A 24860-nucleotide genomic window follows, 5' to 3' on the forward strand; every position below is an offset into this window, starting at 1 on the left:
GGGACCGCACACGCCGCGGGGGCTTCCCGGACGTTATCGCGTCCGGAAAGCCCCCGCGGCGGGAGAGTGCCCCGAGAGTCAGGAGAGCGTCGTCGGGACCGTGATCTCGCCGTCGATGATCTGCTGCTTGTACTCGTCGAGCTGGGCCTTGATGTCGTCGACCTGGTTGCCGGTCGTGGAGTAGTCCACGCCGCCCTGCGCCAGGTCGAAGGAGACCGTGCCGGCCGTGAACTGGTCCTGGGCGACCGACTGGAGGAAGTCGTAGACCGCGACGTCGACCTTCTTGAGCATCGAGGTCAGGATGACGTCGCGCACCGACGCGTCCGCGGTGAGCGCCTGGTCGGAGTCGACGCCGACGGCCTTGCCGCCCGCGGCCTTCGCCGCCTCGAAGACGCCGCCGCCGGAGCCACCGGCCGCCTGGTAGACGACGTCGGCGCCCGCGTCGAACATGCCCTGCGCGGCGGTCTTGCCCTTGGCCGGGTCACCGAAGCCGCTGAAGTCCGGCGGCTGGGTGAGGTACTGCGACTGCACCTTGATGCCGGGCTTCGCGGCCTCGGCACCGGCGCGGTAGCCGGCCTCGAACTTGTTGATCAGCGGGGTGTTGACGCCGCCGACGAAGCCGATGTTGCCCGACTCGCTCTTGAGCGCGGCCGCGGCGCCGACCAGGAAGGAGCCCTGCTCCTCCGCGAAGACGAGGTTGGCGATGTTCTCGCCGGTCGCGTCCGTGCTGTCGATGATCGCGAAGTGCGTGTCCGGGAACTGCGGCGCGACCTTGGCGAGCGAGGTGGCGTAGACGAAGCCGACCGCGATGACGGGGTTGTAGCCGCCCTCCGCCAGCTGGGTCAGCCGCTCCTCGCGGGCGGACTCGGCCTCGCCGGTGACCGCCTCGACCTCCTGGGACTCCGCTCCCAGCTCGGCCTTGGCCTTGTCCAGGCCGGCCGCCGCCGCGTCGTTGAAGGACTGGTCGCCGCGGCCGCCCACGTCGTACGCCATGCCGATCTTGAGCTCGACAGCCGCGGCGGGCTTGCTGGCCCCGTTCGACGGGCTGGCCGCCGGGCTCTCCTCGTCGTCGCTGCCGCAAGCGGCGAGCGCGAGCGTCGCGGCCGCAAGGACCGCCGCTGCCCGAATACCCCGACGCACGATGTTGTGCTCCCTCCGAAGAATGTGACGACAGAGGCTATCCGAGCCGAACACCAGGTGGAGGCCGCTGAACGGCGGCGTTACCTGTTGGTAGCAAGGCTGACGCCGGATCTCGACCGAACGGGCCGCGCCGGAGGCCGGCCGGCTCAGATGTCCTCGCTGCCGGACGTGCGCACCAGGGCGAGCAGCGCCGTGGCCGCGAGCACGCGGGCGCCCACGCCGATGGCCCGCTCGTCGACGTCGAACGCGCCCTGGTGCAGGTCGCGCTGGACGAGGTCGCCGGGGGTGGCGGTGCCGAGCCGCGCGAGCGCGCCGGGGACGTGCTCGAGATACCACGCGAAGTCCTCCCCGCCCAGGCTCTGCGGCGTGGGGACGACGGTGCCCTCCCCCTCCGCGGCCAGCGTGGCCGCGGCGAGGACCTCGGCGCACGCCTCCTCGTTGTCGACCGGCGGCACGCCCCGCGAGTAGACGACCTCGGCGGAGACGCCGTACGGCGCGGCGACCGTCTGCACCAGGTCATGGACGAGGTCGTGGACCTCGCGCCAGGTGTCGGTGTCCAGGCAGCGCAGGGTGCCCTCGGCCTCGCCGTACTGGGGGATCGCGTTCGGGGCCGACCCGGCGTCCACGCGGCCCCAGACCAGGCTCAGCCCGGCCCGCGGGTCGACCCGGCGGGCGAGCGCCGCGGGCAGCTCGGTGACGAGCTTGGCGAGCGCGTGGACCAGGTCGGCCGTCAGGTGCGGGCGGGCGGTGTGGCCGCCCGGGCCGCGCAGGATCACCTTGAGCCGGTCGCAGGCCCCGGTGATGGGGCCTGGGCGCACGCCCACGCGCCCGACCTCGATGCGCGGGTCGCAGTGCAGGGCGAAGATCTCGTCCACGTCCTTGAGCCCGCCGGCGTCGATGACGTCCAGCGAGCCGCCGGGCAGCCGCTCCTCGGCGGGCTGGAACACCAGGCGCACGCGCCCCGGCAGCCGGCGGGCCGCCGGCAGCGTGGCGAGCGCGAGCCCGGCGCCCAGCACCGCGGCGGTGTGCACGTCGTGACCGCAGGCGTGCGCCAGGCCGGGGGTCTGCGAGCGGTAGGGGACGTCCTTGAGGTCGGTCACGGGGAGGGCGTCGATGTCGGCGCGCAGCGCCACCGCGCGGTCCCCGTCGCCGATGTCGCACCAGAGCCCGGTCCCCCCGGGCAGGAGGTACGGCGCCAGCCCGGCCGCCTCGAGCCGCTCACGGATCAGCCGGGTGGTGCGGATCTCGGCCCGTCCCAGCTCGGGGTGCATGTGGATGTCGCGGCGCAGGGCCACCAGCTCGGGCTCGAGCTCGCGCACCCGCGCCCGCAGCTGCTCCAGCGCGACCGGGATGCCCGGGGCGGTCGAGGCGCGGGCCGCCGCGCCGGGTCGTCCGCCTCCGAAGTCCATCCGCCGGAATGTACCCCTCCGATGTCCGGAGGACCCCTGTTGCCGGGATCACGAGCCCTCAGCGGGTGACGGGCTCCGTGGGGAACTAGCATCTGCTCAAGCTGAAGTCCCCTTCAGTCGGGCGCGTCCGGCATCACGGGAGCGCTCCGGACCTCACCTCCGGAAGGCCTGCGTTGCCCAAGGCACCGGCCGGCACGCTCTACCGCGGCCGAGAAGGCATGTGGTCGTGGGTCGCGCATCGCGTGACCGGCGTTCTGATCTTCTTCTTCCTCTTCTGCCACGTGCTCGACACAGCGCTCGTGCGCGTCGACCCCGACGCCTACAACCGCGTGATCGACACGTACAAGAACCCCGTCGTCAACCTCATGGAGGTCGGGCTGGTGGGGGCGGTCCTCTTCCACGCCTTCAACGGCTTCCGTGTCGTCCTGATCGACTTCTGGAAGCACGGCCCGCGCTACCAGCGCCAGATGCTCTGGGCAGTGCTCGCCGTGTGGTTCGTGCTCATGGCGGGGTTCCTCTACCCCATGACCGAGCACACCTGGGCCGTTCTCTTCGGGTCGGAGGGCTGACATGGCGACCGACGCCCCCATCACTGCACCGTCCGAGCTGGTTGCGACCGGGGACCCGGGCCGGGCGGCGTCCGACGCCCGCTTCGAGGCCCCGCGCAGCCGCGCCCCCAAGGTGCGCGACCCGCGCCGACCGGACCGGCGGACCAACTTCGAGCTCTACGCCTGGCTGTTCATGCGGCTGTCGGGCCTGCTGCTCATCGTGCTCGTCCTCGGCCACCTGTTCATCCAGATGGTCGTCGACGGCGGCGTACAGAAGATCAACTTCTCGTTCGTCGCCGGCCGCTGGTCGAGCCCGTTCTGGCAGACCTGGGACCTGACCATGCTCTGGCTCGCCCAGGTGCACGGCACGCTCGGCCTGCGGACGATCATCAACGACTACGCCGAGCGGACGATCACCCGCGTGTGGCTCAAGGCGCTGCTCTACGCGTCCTCGGTCTTCACGCTGCTCCTCGGCACCCTCGTCATCTTCACCTTCGACCCGAACATCTGAGGGAGGGCACCGTGACTTCGAGCGTCCTGCACTCCCACCGCTACGACGTCGTCATCGTCGGCGCGGGGGGCGCGGGCATGCGGGCGGCCCTCGAGTCGGGCCAGCGCGCGCGTACCGCCGTCCTGACCAAGCTCTACCCCACGCGGTCCCACACCGGCGCGGCCCAGGGCGGCATGTGCGCCGCCCTGGCCAACGTCGAGGAGGACAACTGGGAGTGGCACACCTTCGACACCGTCAAGGGCGGCGACTACCTCGTCGACCAGGACGCCGCCGAGGTGATGTGCAAGGAGGCGATCGACGCCGTCCTCGACCTGGAGAAGATGGGGCTGCCGTTCAACCGCACCCCCGAGGGCCGCATCGACCAGCGCCGGTTCGGCGGGCACACCCGCAACCACGGCGAGGCAGCCGTCCGCCGCTCCTGCTTCGCGGCCGACCGCACCGGCCACATGATCCTGCAGACGCTCTACCAGCAGTGCGTGAAGCACGAAGTCGAGTTCTTCAACGAGTTCTACGTGCTCGACCTGCTGATGAACGACGGGGCGGTGGCCGGCGTCGTCGCCTACGAGCTGGCGACCGGCGAGCTGCACGTCTTCCAGGCCAAGTCGGTCATCTTCGCGACCGGCGGCTTCGGCAAGGTCTTCAAGACGACGTCGAACGCGCACACCCTGACCGGTGACGGCATGGGCATCGTCTGGCGCAAGGGGCTGCCGCTGGAGGACATGGAGTTCTTCCAGTTCCACCCGACGGGCCTGGCCGGCCTGGGCATCCTGCTGTCGGAGGCCGCCCGTGGCGAGGGCGGCATCCTGCGCAACGCCGACGGCGAGCGCTTCATGGAGCGCTACGCGCCGACGATCAAGGACCTCGCGCCGCGTGACATGGTCGCCCGGGCGATCCATACCGAGATCCGCGAGGGACGTGGCTGCGGCCCGAACAAGGACTACGTCCACCTCGACCTCACGCACCTGCCCCCCGAGGTCATCGACGCCAAGCTCCCGGACATCACCGAGTTCGCCCGCACGTACCTCGGCGTCGAGCCCTACACCGAGCCGGTCCCGATCGTGCCCACGGCGCACTACGCCATGGGCGGCATCCCGACCGATGTCGACGCCCGCGTGCTGCGCGACGACATCCACCACGTCCCCGGCCTGTACGCCGCGGGCGAGGCGGCCTGCGTCTCGGTGCACGGTGCGAACCGGCTCGGCACGAACTCGCTGCTGGACATCAACGTGTTCGGCCGGCGCGCGGGCATCGCTGCGGCGGAGTACGCCAAGACGGCCAAGCACGTCGACCTTCCGGCGAACCCGGCCGGCTACGTCACGGACCTGCTCGCGACGGTCTACTCGAGCACGGGCGGGGAGCGGGTCGCCGCGATCCGCTCGGAGCTGCAGCAGACGATGGACATGAACGCGCAGGTCTACCGGACCGAGACGACGCTCAAGCAGGCCGAGTCCGACATCCAGGCGCTCAAGGACCGCTACGCGCGCGTCGCGATCCAGGACAAGGGCCGCCGGTTCAACACCGACCTGCTCGAGGCCGTCGAGCTCGGCTTCCTGCTCGACCTCGCCGAGGTGCTGGTCGTCTCGGCGCGGGCGCGCAACGAGTCCCGGGGCGGGCACTTCCGCGAGGACTACCCGACCCGCGACGACGTCAACTTCATGCGTCACACGATGGCCTATCGGGAGGTCGACGCCGAGGGCAACGTCGAGATCGAGCTGCACTACAAGCCGGTCGTGCAGACGCGGTACCAGCCGATGGAGCGCAAGTACTAGTGGAGATCACACTCAAGATCCGCCGCTTCGACCCGGAGCAGGACTCCGAGCCGCACTGGGAGGCGTACGGCGTCACCGTGCTCCCGACCGACCGCGTGCTCGACGCCCTGCACAAGGTCAAGTGGGAGGTCGACGGCTCGCTGACCTTCCGCCGGTCGTGCGCGCACGGCGTCTGCGGCTCGGACGCCATGCGCATCAACGGCCGCAACCGGCTCGCCTGCAAGACGCTCATCAAGGACGTCAGCCCGGACAAGCCGATCACCGTCGAGGCCATCAAGGGGCTGCCGCTCCAGAAGGACCTCGTGGTCGACATGGAGCCGTTCTTCGACGCCTATCGCGACGTGATGCCCTTCCTCATCACCCGCGGCAACGAGCCGACGCGCGAGCGGCTGCAGTCGGCGAAGGACCGTGAGCGATTCGACGACACCACCAAGTGCATCCTGTGCGCCGCGTGCACGACCTCGTGCCCGGTCTACTGGGTGGACGGGCAGTACTTCGGCCCGGCGGCGATCGTCAACGCCCACCGGTTCATCTTCGACAGCCGTGACGAGGGCGCCCAGCAGCGGCTGGAGATCCTCAACGAGCGCGAGGGCGTCTGGCGCTGCCGGACGACCTTCAACTGCACCGAGGCCTGCCCGCGGGGCATCGAGATCACCAAGGCGATCCAAGAGGTCAAGCGGGCGCTGCTGACCCGCGCGGTCTGACTGGCCGACCGCACTTCGCCTGCTACACCGCCGGCCGGCCCGCTCCCCCGAGCGTGCCGGCCGGCGGCGTCCGGCGGCCGCGTCAGTCGACGTAGCTGATGCTCAGCCGCCCGTCCACGAGGAACTTGACCGGGCTGTTGCCCGGCGAGGAGATGGTGAAGGGCCAGGCGTCGAACGCCGGGTCCGAGTCCTTGGGCGCGGGGATCGTGTACGTCGCCGTTCCCCACTGCCCGTACCACGCCGTGCCGGTGTCGTACTGCGGGATGAGGTGGTTGGTGCTCGGCCCGCAGCCGAGCCAGCAGTCGTCGTCGTCGTCGAACAGCTCGACGTACGCCTTCGTCGACGTGGGCGCCTCGATCTCGCGCGTCCAGAGCGGGTTGAGCACGCCGCCGGAGCCGACGCTGTGGTCGTGGTAGTAGTTCGGGCTCTCGGCGTCCCCGGCCTTGAGGTGGACGGAGATCTCGCCGTTGCCGGAGGCGTCGCTGTCGTCCAGGACGGTGATCTTGTCGATCTTCACCGTGACGATGCGGGTCTTCGTCGTGACGTAGCCGAGCTCGGCGTGGGAGCGCCCCTGCTGGTCGGTCGCGAAGACCTTGAACCAGTAGCCCGTGCCGGGGACGAGGTTGCGCACCGGGTCGAAGTGGGAGGTGGACGGCGAGCCGGGCGTGTACTGCAGGGCGGGCTTGGAGTCCACGTCGTTGAGGTACTGGCTGATCTTCAGCGAGATCCTCGTGGGGACCGTGGTCTTCGTGGACAGGGTGAACCAGGTGCCGCGGGTCTGGCTCGTCTGCAAGGACGTGATGCAGTCGGCGCTGCAGTCCACCGGCCCGGCGCTCGCCGGGGTGGCGGTCAGGCCGCCGGCGGCGAGGGTCGCCAGGGCCAGCACGGCGGCGCGGCAGGTGCGCAGGAAGCGGGGTCGGGAGAGCATGGTGGATGCCTTTCAGCCGGTCGGTGGCGCGAGAACGCGCCGTTCGCCGATCCGGAGCGGCCCCCTCGCACCGCGATACGAGCACGACCGCCGTTGAGTAGCCACGCCTCCGGCTTCGAGTAGCGGCGCCGGCGACGCCCCAAGCTCAGAACGTGAGCACCAGCCGGCCGCGCACTCCCCCGGCCTCCAGCCGGTGGTGCGCCTCGGCGACCTGCTCGACCGGGTACGTCGCGGCGACGCGCGCTGTCAGCCGGCGCTGCTCGACGAGCGCCGCCAGCTCGGCGAGCTTCGCCCGTTCGCGCAGGTAGTCCGCCACCATCACCGGGTGCACGGTGATGCCCCGCTCGCCCGGCCCCTTCCAGCCGCGGACGGTCACCAGGCCGCCGCCGTCGCGTACGGCGCCGATCACCCGCTCGTGCAGCAACGCCGTGTCCACGACCGCGTCGAGCCCGTCCGGCACGGCCTCGCGGAACGCTGCGGCCGGGTCGCCGGCCCGCGGCACCACCTCGTCGGCTCCGAGCGCCCGGGCGAGCTCCTCGTCCTCCGGCTTCGCGTCGGCCACCACGTGCAGCCCTTCGACCTTCGCCAGCTGCATCACGTACCCGCCGAGGGCGCCCGCCGCGCCCGTCACCCCGAGCGCCGTGCCGGCGGGCAGTGCAGCCGGTCGAGCGCCAGCCGCGCGGTGAGCCCGTTCATCGGCACCGTCGCCGCCTCGACGTCGGAGAGGCCGGCCGGCACCGGGACGGCCGACTCCTCCGGCACGACGACGAGCTCGGCCTGTGCCCCGCCCTGCGGCCGGCGCGGGCTCACGACCGCCATCACCGGAGTGCCCAGCGCGAGCCGGACGCCGTCGCCCACCTCGTCGACGAGGCCCGCCAGCTCCATGCCCGGTACCCAGGGGGTCGGCAGGCCCGCGCCCAGCTCGCGCAACCCCACGTCGGTCGGGTTGACCGTGGCGGCACTCACCCGGATGCGCACCTCCCCCGGCCCGGGCTGCGGGACGGGCAGGTCGACGATCTCCAGCACCTCCGGGCCGCCCGGACGGCTGATCCCCACGGCACGCATGGTCGTCATCGCCGGCGGAGGGCGGCGTCAGTCAGGGCCGGGGGCTGGTAGCCGGCGTCGGCCGGGGAGAAGCTCGTGCCGGGCGGCACGATCTCGTCGATGCGGTCCAGGACGTCCGACGTCAGCTTCACGTCGGCGGCGCCCAGCTGGGACTGCAGCTGCTCCATCGTCCGCGGCCCGATGATGGGCGCCGTGACCGCCGGGTGCTGCGCGACGAACGCGAGGGCCAGGTGGATGAGCGAGAGCCCGGACTCCTGCGCCAGCACGGCGAGGGCGTCGGCCGCCTCCAGCTTGCGCTGGTTGTCCGGCAGCGACATGTCGTAGCGGGCCGGCATCCGCTGGGCGCGGCCGCTCTGCGGGATCTCCTGCCCCTTGCGGTACCTCCCGGTCAGCCAGCCACCGGCGAGCGGGCTCCACGGGATGACGCCCATGCCGTGCTTCTGGGCCACCGGCAGCACGTCGCGCTCGATGCCCCGCACGAGCAGCGAGTACGGCGGCTGCTCCGTGACGAACCGCTCGCGGCCGCGCCGCTCACTCACCCAGTGCGCTTCCACGATCTCGTGTGCAGGAAATGTGCTGCAGCCGAAGTAGCGGATCTTGCCGGCGCGCACGAGGTCCGTCAGCACGCCGAGGGTCTCGTCGATGTCGGTGTCGGGGCTCGGCCGGTGGATCTGGTAGAGGTCGATCCAGTCGGTCCCGAGCCGCCGGAGGCTGTTGTCCACCTCCTGGGTGATCCAACGCCGGGAGTTGCCCTGCTGGTTCGGGTCGTCGCCCATCGGCGCGTGCGCCTTGGTGGCGAGCACGACCGAGTCGCGGCGGCCGGCGAGGGCCTTGCCGACGATCTGCTCGGACTCGCCGCGGGAGTAGACGTCGGCCGTGTCGACGAAGTTGATGCCGGAGTCGAGGGCGTGCCGGATGACCCGGACCGACTCCTCGTGGTCGGGGTTGCCCCACTCACCGAACATCATCGCGCCGAGGCAGAGCGGGCTGACCTTCACACCGGTGCGTCCCAGGGTTCGCAGCTCCATGCCCGCCCCTCTGCCCGGTCGACGGGGAACGACCCCTCAGTTGCCCGCGAGCAATTTCGCGACCAGCTCGGGTGTGAGGCCGGCCAGCCGGTCGAGCGTGACGTCCGCGAGCGCGAGCGCGTCCTCGGCCGGCGGGAACGCCGCGTGCGGGACGGCGACGACGACCATCCCGGCCGCGGACGCCGCGCGCAGGCCGTTGCTGGAGTCCTCGACGGCGACGAGCCGCCCGGGCGGCATGCCGAGCCGCTCGGCCACGGTGCGGTAGACCACCGGGTCCGGCTTGCCCGCGGCGACCTCCTCCGTCGACAGGGTGACCCGGAAGTGCCCGGTCAGCCCGGCCGAGTGCAGCACGGCGTCGATGAGCCGGCGCGGCGACGAGGACGCGAGCCCCAGCGGCCACCGCTCGGCCAGCCGTGCCACGGCCTGCACCGCCCCCGGCAGCAGCGGGAGCTCGCGCTCGTACTCCGCGGCCAGCCGGTCGATGACCGTGCGGGCGATCTCCTCCGGTGCCCCCGGGATGCCCACGGTCTCGACGAGGTAGCGCGACCACTCCGGCGTGCTCATCCCCTGCTGCGCCCGGGTCGCCTCCGGCGGCCACGGCCGGCCGGCGTCGGCGGCGAGGCCCCGCCGGGTCTCGTCCCACAGCTCCTCGGACTCGATGAGCACCCCGTCCATGTCGAAGACGACGCCCTCGCCCGCTGCCACCGCCATGACGACCTCCACTGCCGTTCCGTGGGCCCTGGGCCCCGGCCTGCCACCCGGCACCCCGGTGATCGTGGGGCTCCGCGCACGACGCGCCGGGCCGGGGGCGCAGTCCCGTGGTCATTGCGCCTCGGGGGCGAGCAGGCCGAGCGCCCGGGAGCTAGTGTCCCAGCACGATGGCAACGTCCCGCTACGCCCTGCTCGGCCGGTTGCTCGACCGGCTCGTCGCGCGCCCGAGCCGCGCCCGTCCGGCACCTCGCGCGGCCCGCGGGGCCGGCGCGAGGACGCCGCCGACCACGGTCCCGGCCCGCCGGCACGCGGGGCGCACGGTGTCGTACTCGCCGCGGCTCGACGGCCGCGCCGACCCGGGCGAGGTCGTGTGGGCCTGGGTGGCCTACGAGGACGACCCGCGACAGGGCAAGGACCGCCCGGTGCTCGTCGTCGGCCGGCAGGGGGCGACCGTGCTCGGGCTGATGCTGTCCAGCCAGCACGACCGAGACGGCCAGCGGCACTGGCTCGCCCTCGGCCCGGGCACGTGGGACCGGGAGGGCCGGCCGAGCTGGGTGCGACTGGACCGGGTGCTCGCGATCGACGAGCGGTCGATCCGCCGCGAGGGCGCGGTGCTGGACCGTCGCCGGTTCGACGCGGTGGCGGGCGAGCTGCGGACGGGCTACGGCTGGCGCTGAGGCTCGGCCTGCGGAGCCGGGGGGCGCCGTGCCGCGCGCAGCCCCCGCCACCCGATCCACCCCACGGCCGTGCCGATCGCCAGCGACGTGCCGATCAGCACCGCGTGGACGAGGAAGAACGAGGTCGGGCCGTCGTCCCACGACCGGTCGTCGGCCCAGATGGCGCGCAGGAAGCGCGGCCAGATGACCCACGTCCACACGCCGACGGCCAGCAGGAACCAGGATGCGCGCCGGGACAGGACCACCCGCTCATTGTCCCCCGCTCGTGTCGGAGCGCCCCTCCGCGCCCGGACCGGGGCTAGCGTTGGCCCGATGTACGGGACCCTCCGCCGCGGCGGCCGCGCGGCGCTCGCGGTGGTGGCCGCCTGCACCCTGTGCCTGCTCGTCGCGCCCGCCGCGGCCGCGGCGCCGGCCCCCGCGGCCGACCCCGTCGGCGGCCCGCTGATGACCGGCGGCAGGGTCGTGGTCTCGCTGCCCCCCGGCGTGCCGCGGCCGCCGAAGATCACGGCGAAGGCGTACGTCGTGGCCGACGCGGAGACCGGTGAGGTGCTCGCGACCAAGGCGCCGCACAAGCCGCTGCGCCCGGCGAGCACGCTCAAGACGCTGACCGCGCTGACCCTGCAGCCCAAGCTCGACGAGAAGACGGTCTACACGGCGAGCGCGGACGACGCGAACATCGAGGGCAGCAAGGCCGGAATGGTGCCGGGCGGCACCTACACCGTCGAGCAGATGTTCCAGGCGCTCTTCCTCAACAGCGGCAACGACGCCGCGCACGGGCTGGCGACGCTCAACGGCGGGGTGGCCCAGACCGTCGCCGAGATGAACGCCCTCGCCGACTCCCTGCAGGCCCACGACACCCGGGCGGTCAGCCCCGAGGGGCTCGACGAGGACGGGCAGGTCAGCTCCGCGTACGACCTGGCGCTCTTCGGCCGGGCTGCGCTCGCGAACCCCGCGATCATGGAGTACGCGGGCACCGTCCAGGCGCCCTTTCCCGGCAGGATGGTCAAGAAGGGCAAGCGCCGCCCGACGTTCCAGCTCTGGTCGCACCAGAAGTACGTCCTCAACTACGACGGCGCGCTCGGCATCAAGAACGGCTGGACGACACTGGCGAAGAACACGATCATCGCGGCCGCCGAGCGCAACGGCCGCACGGTGCTCGTGACGCTGATGGGGGCGAGCCAGGGCTGGCAGGAGGCCGTGCAGCTCTCGGACTGGTTCTTCCGCCACGGCGGGAAGGCCGCCCCGGTCGGTGAGCTCGTGGAGCCGGGCGCTCCCACCGGCGCGGTCGAGGCCGCCGCCCCGACGCTGGCGCCGGCTCCCCCGGCCGCCGCCCCCGCCGCGCGCGCACAGGTGCCCGGCACGGGCAGCGGCTGGCTCGGCAAGGTGCTCGCGGTGCTCGGCGTGCTCTGGGCGACGGTGGCGGCGCTGCGGCTGCGGGTGCACTACCGCCGCCGGCAGCGGCGTCGCCGGCTCGCCGCGCAGGGGCCGATCGGCCCGCCGCGCCGGCCACTGCCGAGGGAGCGGCCCGCGCGCACGGGTCAGCCGGTGCGCTGACGGCTGCGCAGCGACACCAGCGCGACCACCCCGAGGAACGCCGCAGCCCGCTTGCGGAGCCCGGCCGGCAGCGCCCGCCGCCCGCTGACGAGCGCAGCCGCCTCGCGGTCGCGCCGCTCGTTGCGGGCCCGCAGCTTGTCCCGGGCGGCGATGGCCTGCGGAAGCGGCTTTCCGGAGATCACCTTCGCCTCCTCCTCGCTCAGCACGTCCGCCTCCGCCACGGTCAGAGCCTCCAGCGTCGCCTTCGGGCCGGTCGCGGCCCAGGAGGCGGCGTAGAGGATGACGCGGCTGATGAAGTTGATCCACACCAGCAGGCCGACCACGACGGCGAACGAGGCGTACAGCGGGTTGCTCGTGGTGTTGCCGATGAGGGTGGTGCCGAGCTGCTTGAGCACCTCGATGCCGATGCCGCCGAGCAGCGCGCCGTGCCAGGTGTTGCGCCACGGCAGCCGGTGCCCGGGCAGCCGGGTGAAGACGAAGAGCAGCACGGCGGTGTTGCCGATCACGGCGATGGTGACGCCGAGCACCCGCAGCAGCACGGCCGCGCCGACGTTGCCGTCGAGGTCGAACCAGCCGAGCACCGTCCCGGACAGGCTGGTGGTGAAGCTCGAGACGGTCGTCGTGGCCAGCACGAGCGTTCCGAAGACGACGAGGACGACGACGTCCATGACCTTCTTCACCACGAAGTTGCCCCCGCCGGTGGTCAGGCCCCACACCTGGCGGAGCGCCTCGCGCAGCGCGTCCAGCCAGCCGAGGCCGGCGTACAGCAGGCCGACGAGCCCGACGAGGCCCGCTCCGGCCTTCGCGTTGGCGAAGGTCTCGACGTTGATCTGCCCCTCGCCCGTGCCGATCAGGCTCGGGAAGGTGTCCTGCAACGTCTCCTGGATGCTGTTCTGCGCGTCCGGGTAGGCGTCGGCGATGAAGCCGACGACCGAGAACGCCAGCGCGATCAACGGGAAGAAGGACAGGAAGCCGAAGTACGTCACCGCCCCGGCGAGCGCACCTCCGCGCACCTTGCCGTAGTGCGTGTTCATCCGCAGCGCGTGGTCCAGGATCGGCCACCGCGTACGGACCTCGTGGGCGGTGTCCTTGGCCTTGTCGACGACTGCGGGCATGCGCCGTCACTACCCGCGGGACGGAAGGATCACCCGTCGCGGCTCAGCCGGCCGCGCCCACACCCTCCGCGGGCAGCCCGGGGCCGGGCAGCTGCCGCCCCAGCACGAAGTCGCGCTGCGGGCGCCACACGCCGTCGGGGCCGTGCTCGTAGAGGCTGAAGCCCCATACGACGAAGCGCGCTTCGTAGGTCGCCAGCTCGTCGTAGGCGCGGTCCAGCGCCTCCTCGGGCAGGTCGTGCGCGACCGTCACGTGCGGATGGAACGGGAAGCTCAGCTCGCGCGCGAGCGGGCCGCGGCGTACGAGCTCCTCGATCCGCTCGATCGCGCTGATGCCGAGCGCCAGCTGCACGAAGACCACCGGGGACACCGGCCGGAACGTGCCGGTGCCGCGCAGGTGCAGGTCGAAGGGCTCCTCCTGCGCAGCCGTCACGCGCAGGTGCTCCTCGATCTGCGCGAGCGCGTCGTCGTCGACCGCGGTCGGCGGCACGAGCGTCACGTGGGTCGGGATCGCGTCGGCGAGGGGGTCCCCGAAGGCCTTGCGATAGCGCTGGAGCTCGCCACCCCAGGGCTCCGGGATGGCGATGGCGACGCCGATGGTGCGCAGGGCAGCCGCCTAGCGCTTCGCCGGGAGGAACCCGACCCGGTCGTACGCGGTGGCGAGGGTCTCCCCCGCGACCGTCCGGGCACGCTCCGCGCCGCGCGCGAGCACCGCGTCGAGCCCCTCGGTGTCCTCCACGATCTGGCGCACCTTGTCCCGGAACGGGGTCGCGAACTCGACGAAGACCTCGGCGAGGTCCTTCTTCAGGTCCCCGTAGCCCTTGCCGCGGTACGCCGCCTCGAGCTCCTCGACCGAGCGCCCGGACAGCGCCGAGTAGATCGTGAGCAGGTTGCTGATGCCGGGCTTCTCCACCTGGTCGAAACGGATCTCGCGACCGGTGTCGGTGACGGCGCTGCGGATCTTCTTCGCGTTGGCCTTGGGGTCGTCGAGCAGGTAGAGGCAGCCGCTGCCGCCGAGCGACTTGCTCATCTGCTTGTCCGGCGTCTGCAGGTCGTAGATCTTCGCGGTGCCCTTGACGATGTAGGGCTCGGGGACGACGAACGTCTCGCCGAACCGGGAGTTGAAGCGCTGGGCGAGGTCACGGGTCAGCTCGAGGTGCTGGCGCTGGTCCTCGCCGACCGGGACCCGGTGCGACTGGTAGAGCAGGATGTCCGCGGCCATCAGCATGGGATAGGTGAAGAGCCCGACGCCCGAGCGGTCCGCCCCGTAGCGCTGGGACTTGTCCTTGAACTGGGTCATGCGGCTGGCCTCGCCGAAACCGGTCAGGCAGGTCAGGACCCAGCTCAGCTCCGCGTGGGCGGCGACGTGGCTCTGGACCAGCAGGGTGCTGCGCTCGGGGTCCACGCCTCCGGCGAGGAACTGCGCGGCGGTGACGCGGGTGCGCTGGCGCAGCACCTCCGGCTCGAACTCGGCCGTGATCGAGTGCAGGTCGACGACGCAGTAGAACGCGTCGTGCGTCTCCTGCAGCTTGACCCACTGCGTCAGGGCACCGAGGTAGTTGCCCAGATGGAGCGAGTCGGCCGTGGGCTGCATGCCCGAGAAGACGCGGGGCAACGACATGGGCTCCATTCTTGCACTGGTGACGGGCGGGTCATCCTGAGATCGACGCGAAACGTACGGGCTGCTCGGCCGGGCGCACCTCGATCCTGGACACGCGCCGGCCGTCCATCTCGCGTACGAGGAGGCGGTGGCCGCCGGCCTCGACCGAGTCCCCGATCCGCGGGATCCGGCCGAGCGCGGTCATGACGTAGCCGCCCGCCGTCTCGTACGGTCCCTCCGGCAGCTCGATCCCGGTGCGCTCGGCGAAGTCGTCCCGGTTGAGCAGCCCGTCCACCTGCGCCGGCCCGTCCCCGGCCTCGCCCGTCTCGACGTCGTACTCGTCGCGGATGTCACCCACCAGCTCCTCGACGAGGTCCTCGAGGGTCACGATCCCGTCGGTGCCGCCGTACTCGTCGACGACGATCGCCAGGTGGTGCCCGGCCCGGCGCATCTCCGACAGCGTGGGCAGCAGCTGCTTGCTGCCCGGCAGGCGCAGCACGGGCCGTGCGAGCTCGTCGAGGCGGGCGCCGCTCCCTGCAGCCGGGCCGAACAGGTCTCGCACGTGGACGAAGCCGACGACGTCGTCGGTCGACCCGCGCACGACGGGGTAGCGCGAGTGCGGCTTGTCCGACACCAGCCGGACGGCGCGCAGGACCGGCAGCGCCGCGTCCAGGAACTCCACCTCGGTGCGCGGGACCATGACCTCGTGCAGCCGGCGGGCCCCGGCGCCGAGGACCTCACCGATGAGCCGGCGCTCCTCGCCACCGATGGCCTCGGCCCCGGCGACCAGGTCCCGGATCTGCTCCTCGCCGATCCCGTCCTCCTCCGGGCGGTCGCCGGCGAGCAGCCGGGCGAGCAGGGCCGCGGGGCGCAGGACGAGAGCGGCGAGCGGGCGGCCGGCGAGCGCCAGCCGGGAGGCGGCAGGCCCGAGGGCGTACGCGACGGCCTCCGGGCGCGCGCCGGCGACCCGGCGCAGCGTGAGCTCGAGCAGGACCACCACGTACGCCGTGGCGAGCGTCACCCCGATGACGGCGAGCGCCGCGGCGGGCCCGCGGTCGAGCCCGGCGCGCAGCAGCGCCCGCTCCAGGTGGCCGGAGAGCGAGACGGCGGAGTACGCGGCGGCGAGGAAGCCGGCGAGTACCGACCCGACCTGCAGAGCGGGCAGGTGCCGCTCGGGGGCGGCGGCGAGCCGGGCCGCTCGGGCGCCCCGCTCGCCTCTGGCCGCCAGGGACCGCAGCTGGCTCTCCCGCAACGACCTCACCACGAGCTCGACGGCCCCGAGCAGGCCGCCGAGCAGCGCGAGCGCGGCCAGCAGGAGCAGGTCGGCGACCGTGCGGCTCACGCCACGGCCTCCCCGCCGGACCGTGGCGTGCTGCCGCCCGTGGGCTCCATGGGCTGCATGGGCTGCAGCCTAGGGCGGGCCCGCCGGAGCCCGCGGAGTCAGCGGGCGCTCACCTCAGCCGAGGCGGCCGGTGATCAGGCCCCCGACGAGGACCGCAACGACGAAGACCTCGATGAGCACGAGAGTCGCGCGACGCGTCGAGCTGGGCATGTCGGACGTCCCTTCACTTGCGTTGGTGTTCCGCACGTTGGAGACGGTGGGTGGCGGGTTCGGTTCGGTCGGCGCGCCGATCCGCCCGGCTCGTGCCGCCGGCCGACCCGGTGCCGCAGGGGGCCGGACGCACGAGGGCCGGGACCACGTCGCGTGGTCCCGGCCCCGGCCGTGCTGGGGGCTGCCGTCAGGCGCGCGCCTTCTTGAGGTTCTCGTCGAGCGCGGCGAGGAAGTCCTGGGTGGTGAGCCAGGGCTGGTCCTTGCCGATGAGCAGGGCGAGGTCCTTGGTCATCTGGCCGGACTCGACGGTCTCGATGCAGACGCGCTCGAGGTCGGCCGCGAACGCGCTGACCTCGGGGGTGCCGTCGAGCTTGCCGCGGTGCTCCAGGCCCCGGGTCCAGGCGAAGATCGACGCGATCGGGTTGGTCGACGTCGGCTTGCCCTGCTGGTGCTGGCGGTAGTGGCGCGTCACGGTGCCGTGGGCGGCCTCGGCCTCGACGGTGCGACCGTCAGGGCTGAGCAGCACGCTCGTCATGAGGCCGAGCGAGCCGAAGCCCTGCGCGACCGTGTCGGACTGCACGTCGCCGTCGTAGTTCTTGCACGCCCAGACGTAGCCGCCCTCCCACTTGAGCGCGGCGGCGACCATGTCGTCGATGAGCCGGTGCTCGTAGGTGATGCCGGCGGCCTCGAACTCGGACTTGAACTCGGCCTCGTAGACCTCGGCGAAGATGTCCTTGAAGCGGCCGTCGTAGGCCTTGAGGATCGTGTTCTTCGTGGACAGGTAGACCGGGTAGCCGCGGTTGAGGCCGTAGCGCATCGAGGCGCGGGCGAAGTCGCGGATCGAGTCGTCGAGGTTGTACATCGCGAGCGCGACGCCGCCGCCGGGGAAGTCGTAGACGTCGAGCTCGACCGGCGCGGAGCCGTCCTGCGGGGTGTAGGTGAGGGTGAGGCTGCCCGGGCCGGGGACCTTGAGGTCGGTGGCGCGGTACTGGTCGCCGAAGGCGTGACGGCCGACGACGATCGGCTTGGTCCAGCCCGGGACGAGCCGGGGGACGTTCTGCATGATGATCGGCTCGCGGAAGATGACGCCGCCGAGGATGTTGCGGATCGTGCCGTTCGGCGACTTCCACATCTTCTTCAGGCCGAACTCCTCGACCCGCGCCTCGTCCGGCGTGATCGTGGCGCACTTGACGCCGACGCCGTGCTCCTTGATCGCGTTGGCCGCGTCCACGGTGATCTGGTCGTCGGTGGCGTCACGGCTCTCGATGGAGAGGTCGTAGTAGCGCAGGTCGACGTCGAGGTACGGCAGGATCAGCTGGTCCTTGATGAACTGCCAGATGATCCGGGTCATCTCGTCGCCGTCGAGCTCGACGACCGGGCCCTGGACCTTGATCTTCGCCATGTGTAGGGCTTCTCCCTGCGTGTCTGCTGGTACTTCTGCGGTGCGGTGCTCGAGGAGCCGGAAGGCTCAGAGGTCCTTGACGTCGGCCTGCTTTGCGCGGACGGCCTCGGCGGCCTCCTTGAGCGAGGCGAGCTCGCTCTCGGTCAGCTGGGTCTCGACGACGCGGCGGATGCCCTGCTTGCCCAGCTCGGCCTCGACGCCGAGGTAGACCCCGGAGATGCCGTGCTCGCCGTCGACCCAGGCGCACACCGGCATGACCGCGCCGGAGTCCTCCTTGACCGCCTTGACCATGCGGGCGGCGGCGGCGGACGGGGCGTAGTAGGCCGAGCCGGTCTTGAGCAGCGCGACGATCTCGGCGCCGCCGTTGCGGGTGCGCTTGACGAGCTCGTCGATCTTGGCCTGGCCCATGACGTCGGACAGCGGCTTGCCGTCGACGGTGCACGCGCTCGGGACGGGGACCATCGTGTCGCCGTGCGAGCCGAGGGTCAGCGTCCGGACCGAGCCGACGGGGACGTCGAGGGCCTCGGCGACGAAGAAGCTGAAGCGCGCGGTGTCGAGCATGCCGGCCTGGCCGATGACACGGCTCTTCGGGAAGCCGGTGGCCAGCTGGGTCAGGGCGGTCATCTCGTCGAGCGGGTTCGACACGACGATGACGACGGCCTCGGGCGCGTGCTCGGCGATGTTCTCGGCGACCGAGCGCACGATCTTGGCGTTGACCTCGATGAGGTCCATGCGGCTCATGCCGGGCTTGCGCGGCAGGCCCGCGGTGATGACGACGACCTCGGAGCCGGCGATGACCTCGTAGCCCGAGCCGTCCGTCCCGGTCGTCCTGCCGGTGACCTTGGTCTCGAAGCCCTCCACCGGGCGCGACTGCTGCATGTCGAGGGCGATGCCCTCGGCCTTGCCGTCGACGACGTCGGTGAGCACGACCTCCTCGAAGATGTCGTACTCCGCCAGCCGCAGAGCCGTCGTGGAGCCGTAGAAACCGGCTCCGACCACCGTCACCTTGCCCGAACGCGCCACGTCGCTGCTCCTCGTCGAGTGTGGGCCGGCCCATGTCTTCCGAGTGCATGTCCGCCGAGTTGCCTGTGCCCGCCCGGCAGGCTATCGCCCGCGCCCCTTCCCACCGGCGCGGGGGCGTACGCCCTGCCCGGCTCCGCCTGGCGCTGCCGGGTCAGGCGTCGGGCGTGAGCAGCGCGATGACCAGCAGGGCGACGCCCAGCGCGGCGGCCGTGACGGCGTCGGCGGCCCGGGAGCGGACGGCGAGCATCCCCACCCACCGGGCCGGCAGCGCGGCGCGCAGCCCGGCCGCGGTGAGCAGCGCGGCGGCGAGCAGGGTGGCACCGCCGCGGTGCCCGCCCACGTCGAGCGCGAGCAGCGCGAGCCCCGCCCCGGCGAGGACGAGGACGAGGACCGTCGCCCACTCGTGCACCATCGCGACTCAGCCGGCGAGCGAGCGCTCGGCCGCCTCCACGACGTTCGTGAGCAGCATGGCGCGGGTCATGGGCCCGACGCCGCCCGGAACCGGGGCGAGGAAGCCCGCCACCTCGCGGACGCCCGGGTCCACGTCGCCGACCAGCCCCACGTCGGTGCGGGTGATGCCGACGTCGAGCACGGCCGCGCCCGGCTTGACCATGTCGGGCTTGACGAGCCCGGGGACGCCGGCCGCCGCCACGACGATGTCCGCGCGGGACAGGTGGTCGGCCAGGTCGCGGGTGCCGGTGTGGCAGAGCGTGACGGTCGCGTTCTCCGAGCGCCGCGTCAGCAGCAGGCCCAGCGGGCGGCCGACGGTGACGCCGCGGCCCACCACGACGACCTCGGCGCCTCCGATCGGGACCTCGTAGCGGCGCAGCAGCTCGACGATCCCGCGCGGGGTGCACGGCAGCGGGGCCGCGCGGCCGAGGACCAGCCAGCCGAGGTTCGCCGGGTGCAGGCCGTCGGCGTCCTTGGCCGGGTCCATCAGGGCCAGCGCGGCGTTCGGGTCGAGCCCCGAGGGCAGCGGGAGCTGGACGATGTAGCCGGTGCAGGCGGGGTCGGCGTTCAGCTCCTCGACCACGGCGTGCACGTCGGCCTGCGTGGCGTCGGCCGGCAGCGTGCGCTCGATGCTGGCGATGCCGACCTGGGCGCAGTCGCGGTGCTTGCCGGCGACGTACGCCTTGCTGCCGGGGTCGTCACCGACGATGAGCGTCCCGAGCCCGGGGGTGACGGCGCGCTCGCGCAGCGCCGCGACCCGCTCGGCCAGCTCGGCCTTGATCGTCGCCGCGGTGGCCTTGCCGTCGAGAGTCTGCGCAGTCACGGGGCCGCATCCTCCCATGCCCGCGCCTCAGAACGTCGGTGAACATGGGCAAGTCAGCGCGACACGCCGCGGCGTGGGCCGACGTGCCCATGATCAACCCGTCAGGCGGTCACGTCACGAGCCTGCCCTCACGGCGTGCGCCCCCGCAGCGCCGAGGCCAGCGTGGCGGCGCCGGCGGTGACGTCCGGCCCGGCCGAGGGGTACGCCAGCCCGTGCCACCACGTGATCGTGCGGCTCGCGCCCGCCTCCAGCGAGGCGTCGAACCAGAGCCCCGCCACGTAGCCCGCCGCCTCCAGCGTCCTCGGCGCCTGCGCCGCGGGCCAGGCCAGCACGTGGGCCGCCTGCTCGCCGCCGCCGCCGGTGGCGCCCGTGTAGAGGTACGTCGCGCTGCCGGGCGCCACGTAGCCGGCGTTCGTCCCGGCCCGGCCCGGCACGATCGACACGTCCTGGGCGGAGTCCGGGTCGATGACGTACGCGAAGTTGCCGGTGTAGGCGGTGGAGCCGGTGTTGGTCAGCTCGAGCGTCATCCTGACCGCGTCCAGGCCGGGCTCGGCCGCGTACGTCAGCTTCGCCTTCACCGCAGGCGTCTGGGCCGAGGCCCCGCGGGCGACGACGCTGTTGCCCTCGACCGTGACGTCGGGCAGCGGCAGGTGCTCGCCCGGCCGGTTCCAGTCCGGCGTGCCCGGCGTGCTCCGCGTCAGGAGCAGCTCGGACCAGTCGAGCGTCTCGGCGCCCTTCGCGTCGTTCGGCCCGAGGTCGGACAGCCAGCCGGGCTGCGCCGCGCCCGGGCTGTTGTTGGCCCCCACCCGCGAGGTGATCGCGCCGGTGAGCCGGTCGCTCTCGACGTAGTGATGGCGCTGCCCCGCGACGGTGTCCGGCCGCGTGCTGGACGCCCAGTCGAGCGGCACGTCGCTGGTGCCGGCCACCGGCCCGGTACGCCGGGCGAGCGCGATGTCCGCGACCGTCCCGCCGCCCGTGCCGGACAGGGTGAAGGTGCCCTGCCCGGTCGCGTAGCCGCGGCGCGACACGTCCAGCGTGTACTCGCCCGGCGGGAGCAGGAGCGAGTAGCGCCCCTGCGCGTCGGCGACCGCACCACCGCGTACGGCTCCGGACGTGTCACGCACGAGCACCGATGCCGGAATCGGGTTGCCGGTCTGCGCGTCGGTGGAGCGGCCCTCGACCCGGGACCACTGCTGGCCGGGCGGCGCGGTCAGCGCGTTGGCCAGAGCGGCGGCGTTGATGGTGACGTCCGGGCCGGCCGACGGGTAGGCGAGGCCGTGGTACCAGGTGATGGTGCGGCTGGCGCCCCCGGCGAGCGAGGCGTCGAACCAGAGGCCGGCGACGTAGCCCATGGCCTCCAGGGTCTTCGGCGCCTGCCCCTCCGGCCACGTGAGCACGTGCGCGGCCTGGCTGCCGCCCGCGGTGGCCGCCCCGTCGTACAGGAACTTCGCGGTGCCCGGGGCGACGTACCCCGGGTTCTGCCCGGTGCGGCCGGGGACGATCGACACGTCCTGCGTCGAGTCCGGGTCGATGACGTACGCGAAGTTGCCGCTGAACGCATCGGTGCCGGCGTTCGTCAGCTCCAGCGTCATCTTCACCGCGTCGAGGCCGGGGACCGCCTCGTAGCGCAACGCGGCCCGGACGTCCGCGTCCGCCTGCGCCACGCCTCTGGCCACCACGGCCGCGCCGTCGACGGTCACCTCGGGCAGCGGGAGCTGCTCGCCGGGGCGGTTCCAGTCCGGGCCGCCAGGCGCCTTCGCGGTGACGAGCAGCTCGGACCAGTCGAGCGTCTCCTGGCCCAGCGCGTCGTTCGGCCCGAGGTCGGTCAGCCAGCCGGGCTGTGCGGCACCGGCGAGGTTGTTGGCCGCGACCTCGCTCGTCACCGCGCCGGTGATGCGGTCGCTGCCGACGTAGGCGTACGGCGTGCCGAGGACCGTGTCGGGCCGGGTGCTCGACGCCCAGTCGAGCGGGACGTCGCTCGTGCCGGCGACCGGCCCGGGCCACCGCGGCAGCGCCAGGTCCGCGGGGACGGTGGCGCCGTGGCCGGAGACCGCGACGACCCGGCGCGCCGGGCCGAAGCCGCGGCGGGCGGCGTCGAGCGTGTACGTCCCCGGCGGCAGCGCGATCGAGAACCGCCCCTGCCCGTCGGCCGAGACGTCGCCGACCACCTCGCCGTCGTCGTCGCGCGCTACGACCCTCGCGGCGGGCAGCGCCGGGCCCCCGGCGGTCACGGTGCCGACGACTCGCGACCAGCGCGGCGGCGCCGGCTCGCCGGTCGGGGTGAAGGCGTAGACGTTCCCGTCCCACGCGCCGATGACGAGCGCGTTGCCGGACACCGCGGGGGACGACGCCACCCAGGGGCCGATGCGGTAGGACCACAACGGCTGGCCGGTCTCGCGGTCGAAGCCGCGGACGTACCCGTCGTTGGAGCCGACGTAGACCATGTCGCCGGACACCGCGGGCGAGGAGAGGATGGCGTGGCCGGTCGTCTGCGACCACTTCGGCCGGCCGGTGGCGAGATCGACGGCGGTGAAGCTGCCATCACTGAAGCCGACGTATGCGGTTCCGTCCGCCACCGCGGGCGCGGACCCCGTCCCCTCGCCGGCGAGGTACGACCTGCCGGGGCTGCTGTAGCGCCAGGCCTCCACGCCGGTCTCGGCGTTCGAGGCGACCAGGATGTCGCTCTGGTGGTTCGTGAGCACCAGGCCGTCGGCGACGACGGGGGCCGAGCGGCTCCAGCCGCCGGCGGGGGTGCGCGTCCACCGCTGCGCGCCCGTCTCGGCGTTCAGCGCGGTGACCTGGCCGCCCTGGGCGACGATGTAGACGGTCCCGTCCGCCACCGCCGGTGAGCCGAAGGCGTGCCAGGTCGCACCGCTGTTGCCCGACGTCCACCTGGGGGCTCCCGTGGTGGCGTCGAGCGCCGTGACGCGGACGCCGCTGCCCGGCAGGGTGTAGGCCATGTAGACCGTGCCGTCCGTCACGGTGGGCGAGAAGTAGCCCCACGTCCGCGTCGAGCCCGGTGGGCGCCAGGTCCAGCGCGTCGCGCCGGAGGCCGCGTCGACCGCGTAGAGCGTGCCGCGCACGGAGACCGCGAACACGGTCGCCCCGTCCGTCGCCGGGGACGTCTCGATCTGGCCGTCCGTGTGCACGCGCCAGCGCTGCTGCCCGGTCGCGAGCTCCAGGCCGAGCAGCGAGTTCTGCGCGACGCCGTCGTCGTCGCGGACGCCGACGAACACGCCGCCGCCTGTCACGGCCGGGGACGAGGTGAGGATGTGCCCGCCCGTGCGCGCGGCCCACGCGAGGCCGAGCGGTGGCTCGAGCGTGTCGCCCGCGACCCCGCGGTGCGCGGGGTCGCCGTGGAAGCCGGACCAGGGGGCGCCCTGGCGGGGCTGCTGCACCTGGGCGGGCGGCACGACCGTGAACGTGCCGCTCCCCTCGTGCCGTCCCCAGCCCTTGTCGACGACGAGCACCTCGATGCGGTGGGCGCCGAGCGAGAGCTGCGAGGCGTCGAAGGCAGCGGCCCAGGACCACTCCCCCGACTTCTCCAGGTCGTGCCACGCGCCGCCGTCGATGCGGAAGCGGGCTTCGGTGTACTCCTTGCTCGTCTCGTAGGCGTCGAGCAGGATCTCCGTCCGCGCCTGCGGAAGGCGGCCGCCGTCGCCGGGCCGGACGAGCGAGAGCGTCGGGTCCGCGTCGTACTCCCGGAACGGCAGGGACACCTCACCGTCGAGGAACCGCACCACGCGGAAGCCGTTGGGCGTCTGGTCGATCGTGTACGCCGACGAGGTCGTGACCGCGTGCAGGGCGCCCTCGATGACCTCGTCGTCGACGTCGTTGGTGTGCGTGTGGCCCGCCAGCAGCAGCTCGGTGTCGTACTGCTCGAAGAGCTGGACGTACTGGGCGACCGTCGACGCGTTCGTGGTCTGCGGCGTGTTCAGCGGGATGTGGGTGATGACGACGACCTTGTTGCCCGGGCCGTGCAGCGCGAGGTCCTGCCGGGCCCACGCGAGCTGGTCCGCCTGGGCGGTGCCCTGGACGTCGTCGAGCACGAGGAAGTGCTTGTCGCCGTAAGTGAACGAGTACCACTCCGGGCCCACGGCCTGCCGGTAGTTCTCGATGAGCTGCGCGTAGGACGGGCCGCGGGTCGAGTCGTACTCGTGGTTGCCGACGGCCGGCCAGACCGGCAGCGAGGAGGTCGCCGTCGCCGCCCGGTAGTCGGCGAACTCGCCGGGGGTCGCGTTGTTGGTCAGGTCGCCGGAGACCACGACGAAGCGGGGTGCCTCCTGCTTGGCCTTGCCGCTCTCGGCAGAGTTCTGCACCAGCGCGTCGACCTGGTCGAGCTGGTCGGTGAAGCGCTCCCGGTCGTTGAGCGTCCCGGCCTGCACGTGGACGTCCGCGAGGCCGACGAAGCGGAAGTCCTCGTCGCGAGACCGCGGGTCACGCCGCAGGGCGAAGTCGTTCTCCGCGTAGCCCGCGGCGTCCGGCTCGACGGGCTGGTAGAACTCCGGCTCGTTCGACTCGTCCAGCGGCAGGGCCCATCCGGACGGCAGGGAGACCTGCACGTAGTCGGTGAGGCGCCGCTCGGTGTCCACCGTGATCGTGTAGCGGCCACGGCGGTCGGTCGTGACGGTCTGCCGTCCGTCGGAGACAGCCACGCCCTTGATGCCGCCCTCGTCGGCGTCCTGCGTGCCGTTGCCGTTCGCGTCGTCGTAGACGGTGCCCGTCACGACCGCCGTGCCGGGCGTGGCCTGGGCGGGTGGCCCTCCGGCCAGCGGTATCGCGAGCCCCACGGCCAGCGCGGCCGTGAGCGTCACGCGTGCCCTGCGTACGTGCACTGCGCTCTCCTATTCCTGA

23 protein-coding genes are annotated in these 24860 nt (G+C 72.9%); 6 read left to right on the forward strand and 17 right to left on the reverse strand.

Annotated features, from left to right (window positions below; translation table 11 throughout):
- Positions 1–78 precede the first annotated feature (78 nt).
- Together G9H72_RS01415 and G9H72_RS01420 are read right to left on the reverse strand one after the other, a co-directional pair.
- Positions 79–1140 (reverse strand): BMP family lipoprotein, encoded by a 1062-nt coding sequence (locus tag G9H72_RS01415; RefSeq protein ID WP_166166388.1) that lies wholly within the window; start codon positions 1138–1140, stop codon positions 79–81.
- Between the two features lie 146 nt (positions 1141–1286).
- Entirely contained in the window at positions 1287–2549 is a 1263-nt protein-coding gene (locus G9H72_RS01420; protein WP_166166390.1) for an amidohydrolase, read from the reverse strand.
- 173 nt (positions 2550–2722) lie between these two features.
- Here G9H72_RS01420 and sdhC point away from each other — a divergent pair, with 173 nt between their 5' ends.
- The 4 genes from sdhC (at position 2723) to G9H72_RS01440 (ending at position 6081) form a co-directional block, all read left to right on the forward strand.
- Positions 2723–3118, forward strand: a complete 396-nt coding sequence (sdhC, locus tag G9H72_RS01425; RefSeq protein WP_166166392.1) for a succinate dehydrogenase, cytochrome b556 subunit — start codon at positions 2723–2725, stop codon at positions 3116–3118.
- Position 3119: 1 nt separating this feature from the next.
- Entirely contained in the window at positions 3120–3608 is a 489-nt protein-coding gene (locus tag G9H72_RS01430; RefSeq protein ID WP_166166394.1) for a succinate dehydrogenase hydrophobic membrane anchor subunit, read from the forward strand.
- A gap of 77 nt (positions 3609–3685) precedes the next feature.
- Complete coding sequence (gene sdhA / locus G9H72_RS01435) at positions 3686–5377, forward strand: succinate dehydrogenase flavoprotein subunit (RefSeq protein WP_231126283.1); 1692 nt, start codon at positions 3686–3688, stop codon at positions 5375–5377.
- A complete protein-coding gene (locus G9H72_RS01440) occupies positions 5377–6081 on the forward strand; it encodes a succinate dehydrogenase iron-sulfur subunit (protein ID WP_166166396.1) in 705 nt (234 codons plus the stop codon). The genes sdhA and G9H72_RS01440 overlap by 1 nt, the downstream gene beginning before the upstream one ends.
- 82 nt (positions 6082–6163) lie before the next feature.
- On the opposite strand, the gene G9H72_RS01445 is transcribed toward G9H72_RS01440, so the two are convergent.
- From G9H72_RS01445 to G9H72_RS01460, 5 genes are all read right to left on the reverse strand, one after another.
- On the reverse strand, positions 6164–7009 hold the full coding sequence (locus tag G9H72_RS01445) for a fibronectin type III domain-containing protein (RefSeq protein ID WP_166166398.1): 846 nt from the start codon (positions 7007–7009) through the stop codon (positions 6164–6166).
- Between the two features lie 145 nt (positions 7010–7154).
- The gene (locus G9H72_RS21125; protein ID WP_331271883.1) at positions 7155–7640 is read right to left on the reverse strand and encodes a zinc-binding dehydrogenase; all 486 of its coding nucleotides are present in this window, start codon (positions 7638–7640) and stop codon (positions 7155–7157) included.
- Entirely contained in the window at positions 7637–8065 is a 429-nt protein-coding gene (locus tag G9H72_RS21130; RefSeq protein ID WP_331271884.1) for a quinone oxidoreductase family protein, read from the reverse strand. Before G9H72_RS21130 ends, G9H72_RS21125 begins: the two co-directional genes overlap by 4 nt.
- A 14-nt stretch (positions 8066–8079) precedes the next feature.
- Positions 8080–9102, reverse strand: a complete 1023-nt coding sequence (locus tag G9H72_RS01455) for an aldo/keto reductase (RefSeq protein ID WP_166166400.1) — start codon at positions 9100–9102, stop codon at positions 8080–8082.
- A gap of 36 nt (positions 9103–9138) precedes the next feature.
- Complete coding sequence (locus G9H72_RS01460) at positions 9139–9813, reverse strand: HAD family hydrolase (RefSeq protein ID WP_166166402.1); 675 nt, start codon at positions 9811–9813, stop codon at positions 9139–9141.
- A 167-nt stretch (positions 9814–9980) separates the two neighbouring features.
- Between G9H72_RS01460 and G9H72_RS01465 the strand changes: the two genes are divergently transcribed.
- Positions 9981–10490 carry a type II toxin-antitoxin system PemK/MazF family toxin gene (locus G9H72_RS01465; RefSeq protein ID WP_166166404.1) on the forward strand — a complete coding sequence of 170 codons (510 nt, stop codon included), beginning with the start codon at positions 9981–9983 and terminating at the stop codon, positions 10488–10490.
- Here G9H72_RS01465 and G9H72_RS01470 read toward each other — a convergent pair.
- Positions 10475–10735, reverse strand: a complete 261-nt coding sequence (locus tag G9H72_RS01470) for an SCO4848 family membrane protein (protein ID WP_166166406.1) — start codon at positions 10733–10735, stop codon at positions 10475–10477. The two genes, G9H72_RS01465 and G9H72_RS01470, sit on opposite strands and share 16 nt — an antisense overlap.
- A gap of 67 nt (positions 10736–10802) precedes the next feature.
- Between G9H72_RS01470 and G9H72_RS01475 the strand changes: the two genes are divergently transcribed.
- Positions 10803–12044: a D-alanyl-D-alanine carboxypeptidase family protein gene (locus G9H72_RS01475; RefSeq protein WP_166166408.1), complete on the forward strand. Its 1242-nt coding sequence runs from the start codon at positions 10803–10805 to the stop codon at positions 12042–12044.
- Here the strand turns inward: G9H72_RS01475 and G9H72_RS01480 are convergent.
- From G9H72_RS01480 to G9H72_RS01520, 9 genes are all read right to left on the reverse strand, one after another.
- A complete protein-coding gene (locus G9H72_RS01480; RefSeq protein ID WP_166166410.1) occupies positions 12029–13159 on the reverse strand; it encodes a YihY/virulence factor BrkB family protein in 1131 nt (376 codons plus the stop codon). The two genes, G9H72_RS01475 and G9H72_RS01480, sit on opposite strands and share 16 nt — an antisense overlap.
- Positions 13160–13202: 43 nt before the next feature.
- Positions 13203–13763, reverse strand: a complete 561-nt coding sequence (locus tag G9H72_RS01485; protein ID WP_166167693.1) for a 2'-5' RNA ligase family protein — start codon at positions 13761–13763, stop codon at positions 13203–13205.
- Positions 13764–13772: 9 nt separating this feature from the next.
- Positions 13773–14777, reverse strand: a complete 1005-nt coding sequence (trpS, locus tag G9H72_RS01490) for a tryptophan--tRNA ligase (RefSeq protein ID WP_231126168.1) — start codon at positions 14775–14777, stop codon at positions 13773–13775.
- Between the two features lie 31 nt (positions 14778–14808).
- Positions 14809–16098, reverse strand: coding sequence for a hemolysin family protein (locus G9H72_RS01495; RefSeq protein ID WP_166166414.1), 1290 nt, complete (start codon positions 16096–16098; stop codon positions 14809–14811).
- A 397-nt stretch (positions 16099–16495) separates the two neighbouring features.
- Positions 16496–17710: an NADP-dependent isocitrate dehydrogenase gene (locus G9H72_RS01500; protein ID WP_166166416.1), complete on the reverse strand. Its 1215-nt coding sequence runs from the start codon at positions 17708–17710 to the stop codon at positions 16496–16498.
- Between the two features lie 66 nt (positions 17711–17776).
- Entirely contained in the window at positions 17777–18733 is a 957-nt protein-coding gene (mdh, locus tag G9H72_RS01505; RefSeq protein WP_166166418.1) for a malate dehydrogenase, read from the reverse strand.
- 151 nt (positions 18734–18884) lie between these two features.
- Positions 18885–19145: a DUF3017 domain-containing protein gene (locus tag G9H72_RS01510; RefSeq protein ID WP_166166420.1), complete on the reverse strand. Its 261-nt coding sequence runs from the start codon at positions 19143–19145 to the stop codon at positions 18885–18887.
- A 6-nt stretch (positions 19146–19151) separates the two neighbouring features.
- On the reverse strand, positions 19152–20006 hold the full coding sequence (locus G9H72_RS01515) for a bifunctional methylenetetrahydrofolate dehydrogenase/methenyltetrahydrofolate cyclohydrolase (protein WP_166166422.1): 855 nt from the start codon (positions 20004–20006) through the stop codon (positions 19152–19154).
- A 128-nt stretch (positions 20007–20134) separates the two neighbouring features.
- A complete protein-coding gene (locus G9H72_RS01520; RefSeq protein WP_166166424.1) occupies positions 20135–24841 on the reverse strand; it encodes an outer membrane protein assembly factor BamB family protein in 4707 nt (1568 codons plus the stop codon).
- Positions 24842–24860 lie beyond the last annotated feature (19 nt).

The sequence above is a fragment of the Motilibacter aurantiacus genome, assembly GCF_011250645.1.
Classification (GTDB): domain Bacteria; phylum Actinomycetota; class Actinomycetes; order Motilibacterales; family Motilibacteraceae; genus Motilibacter_A; species Motilibacter_A aurantiacus.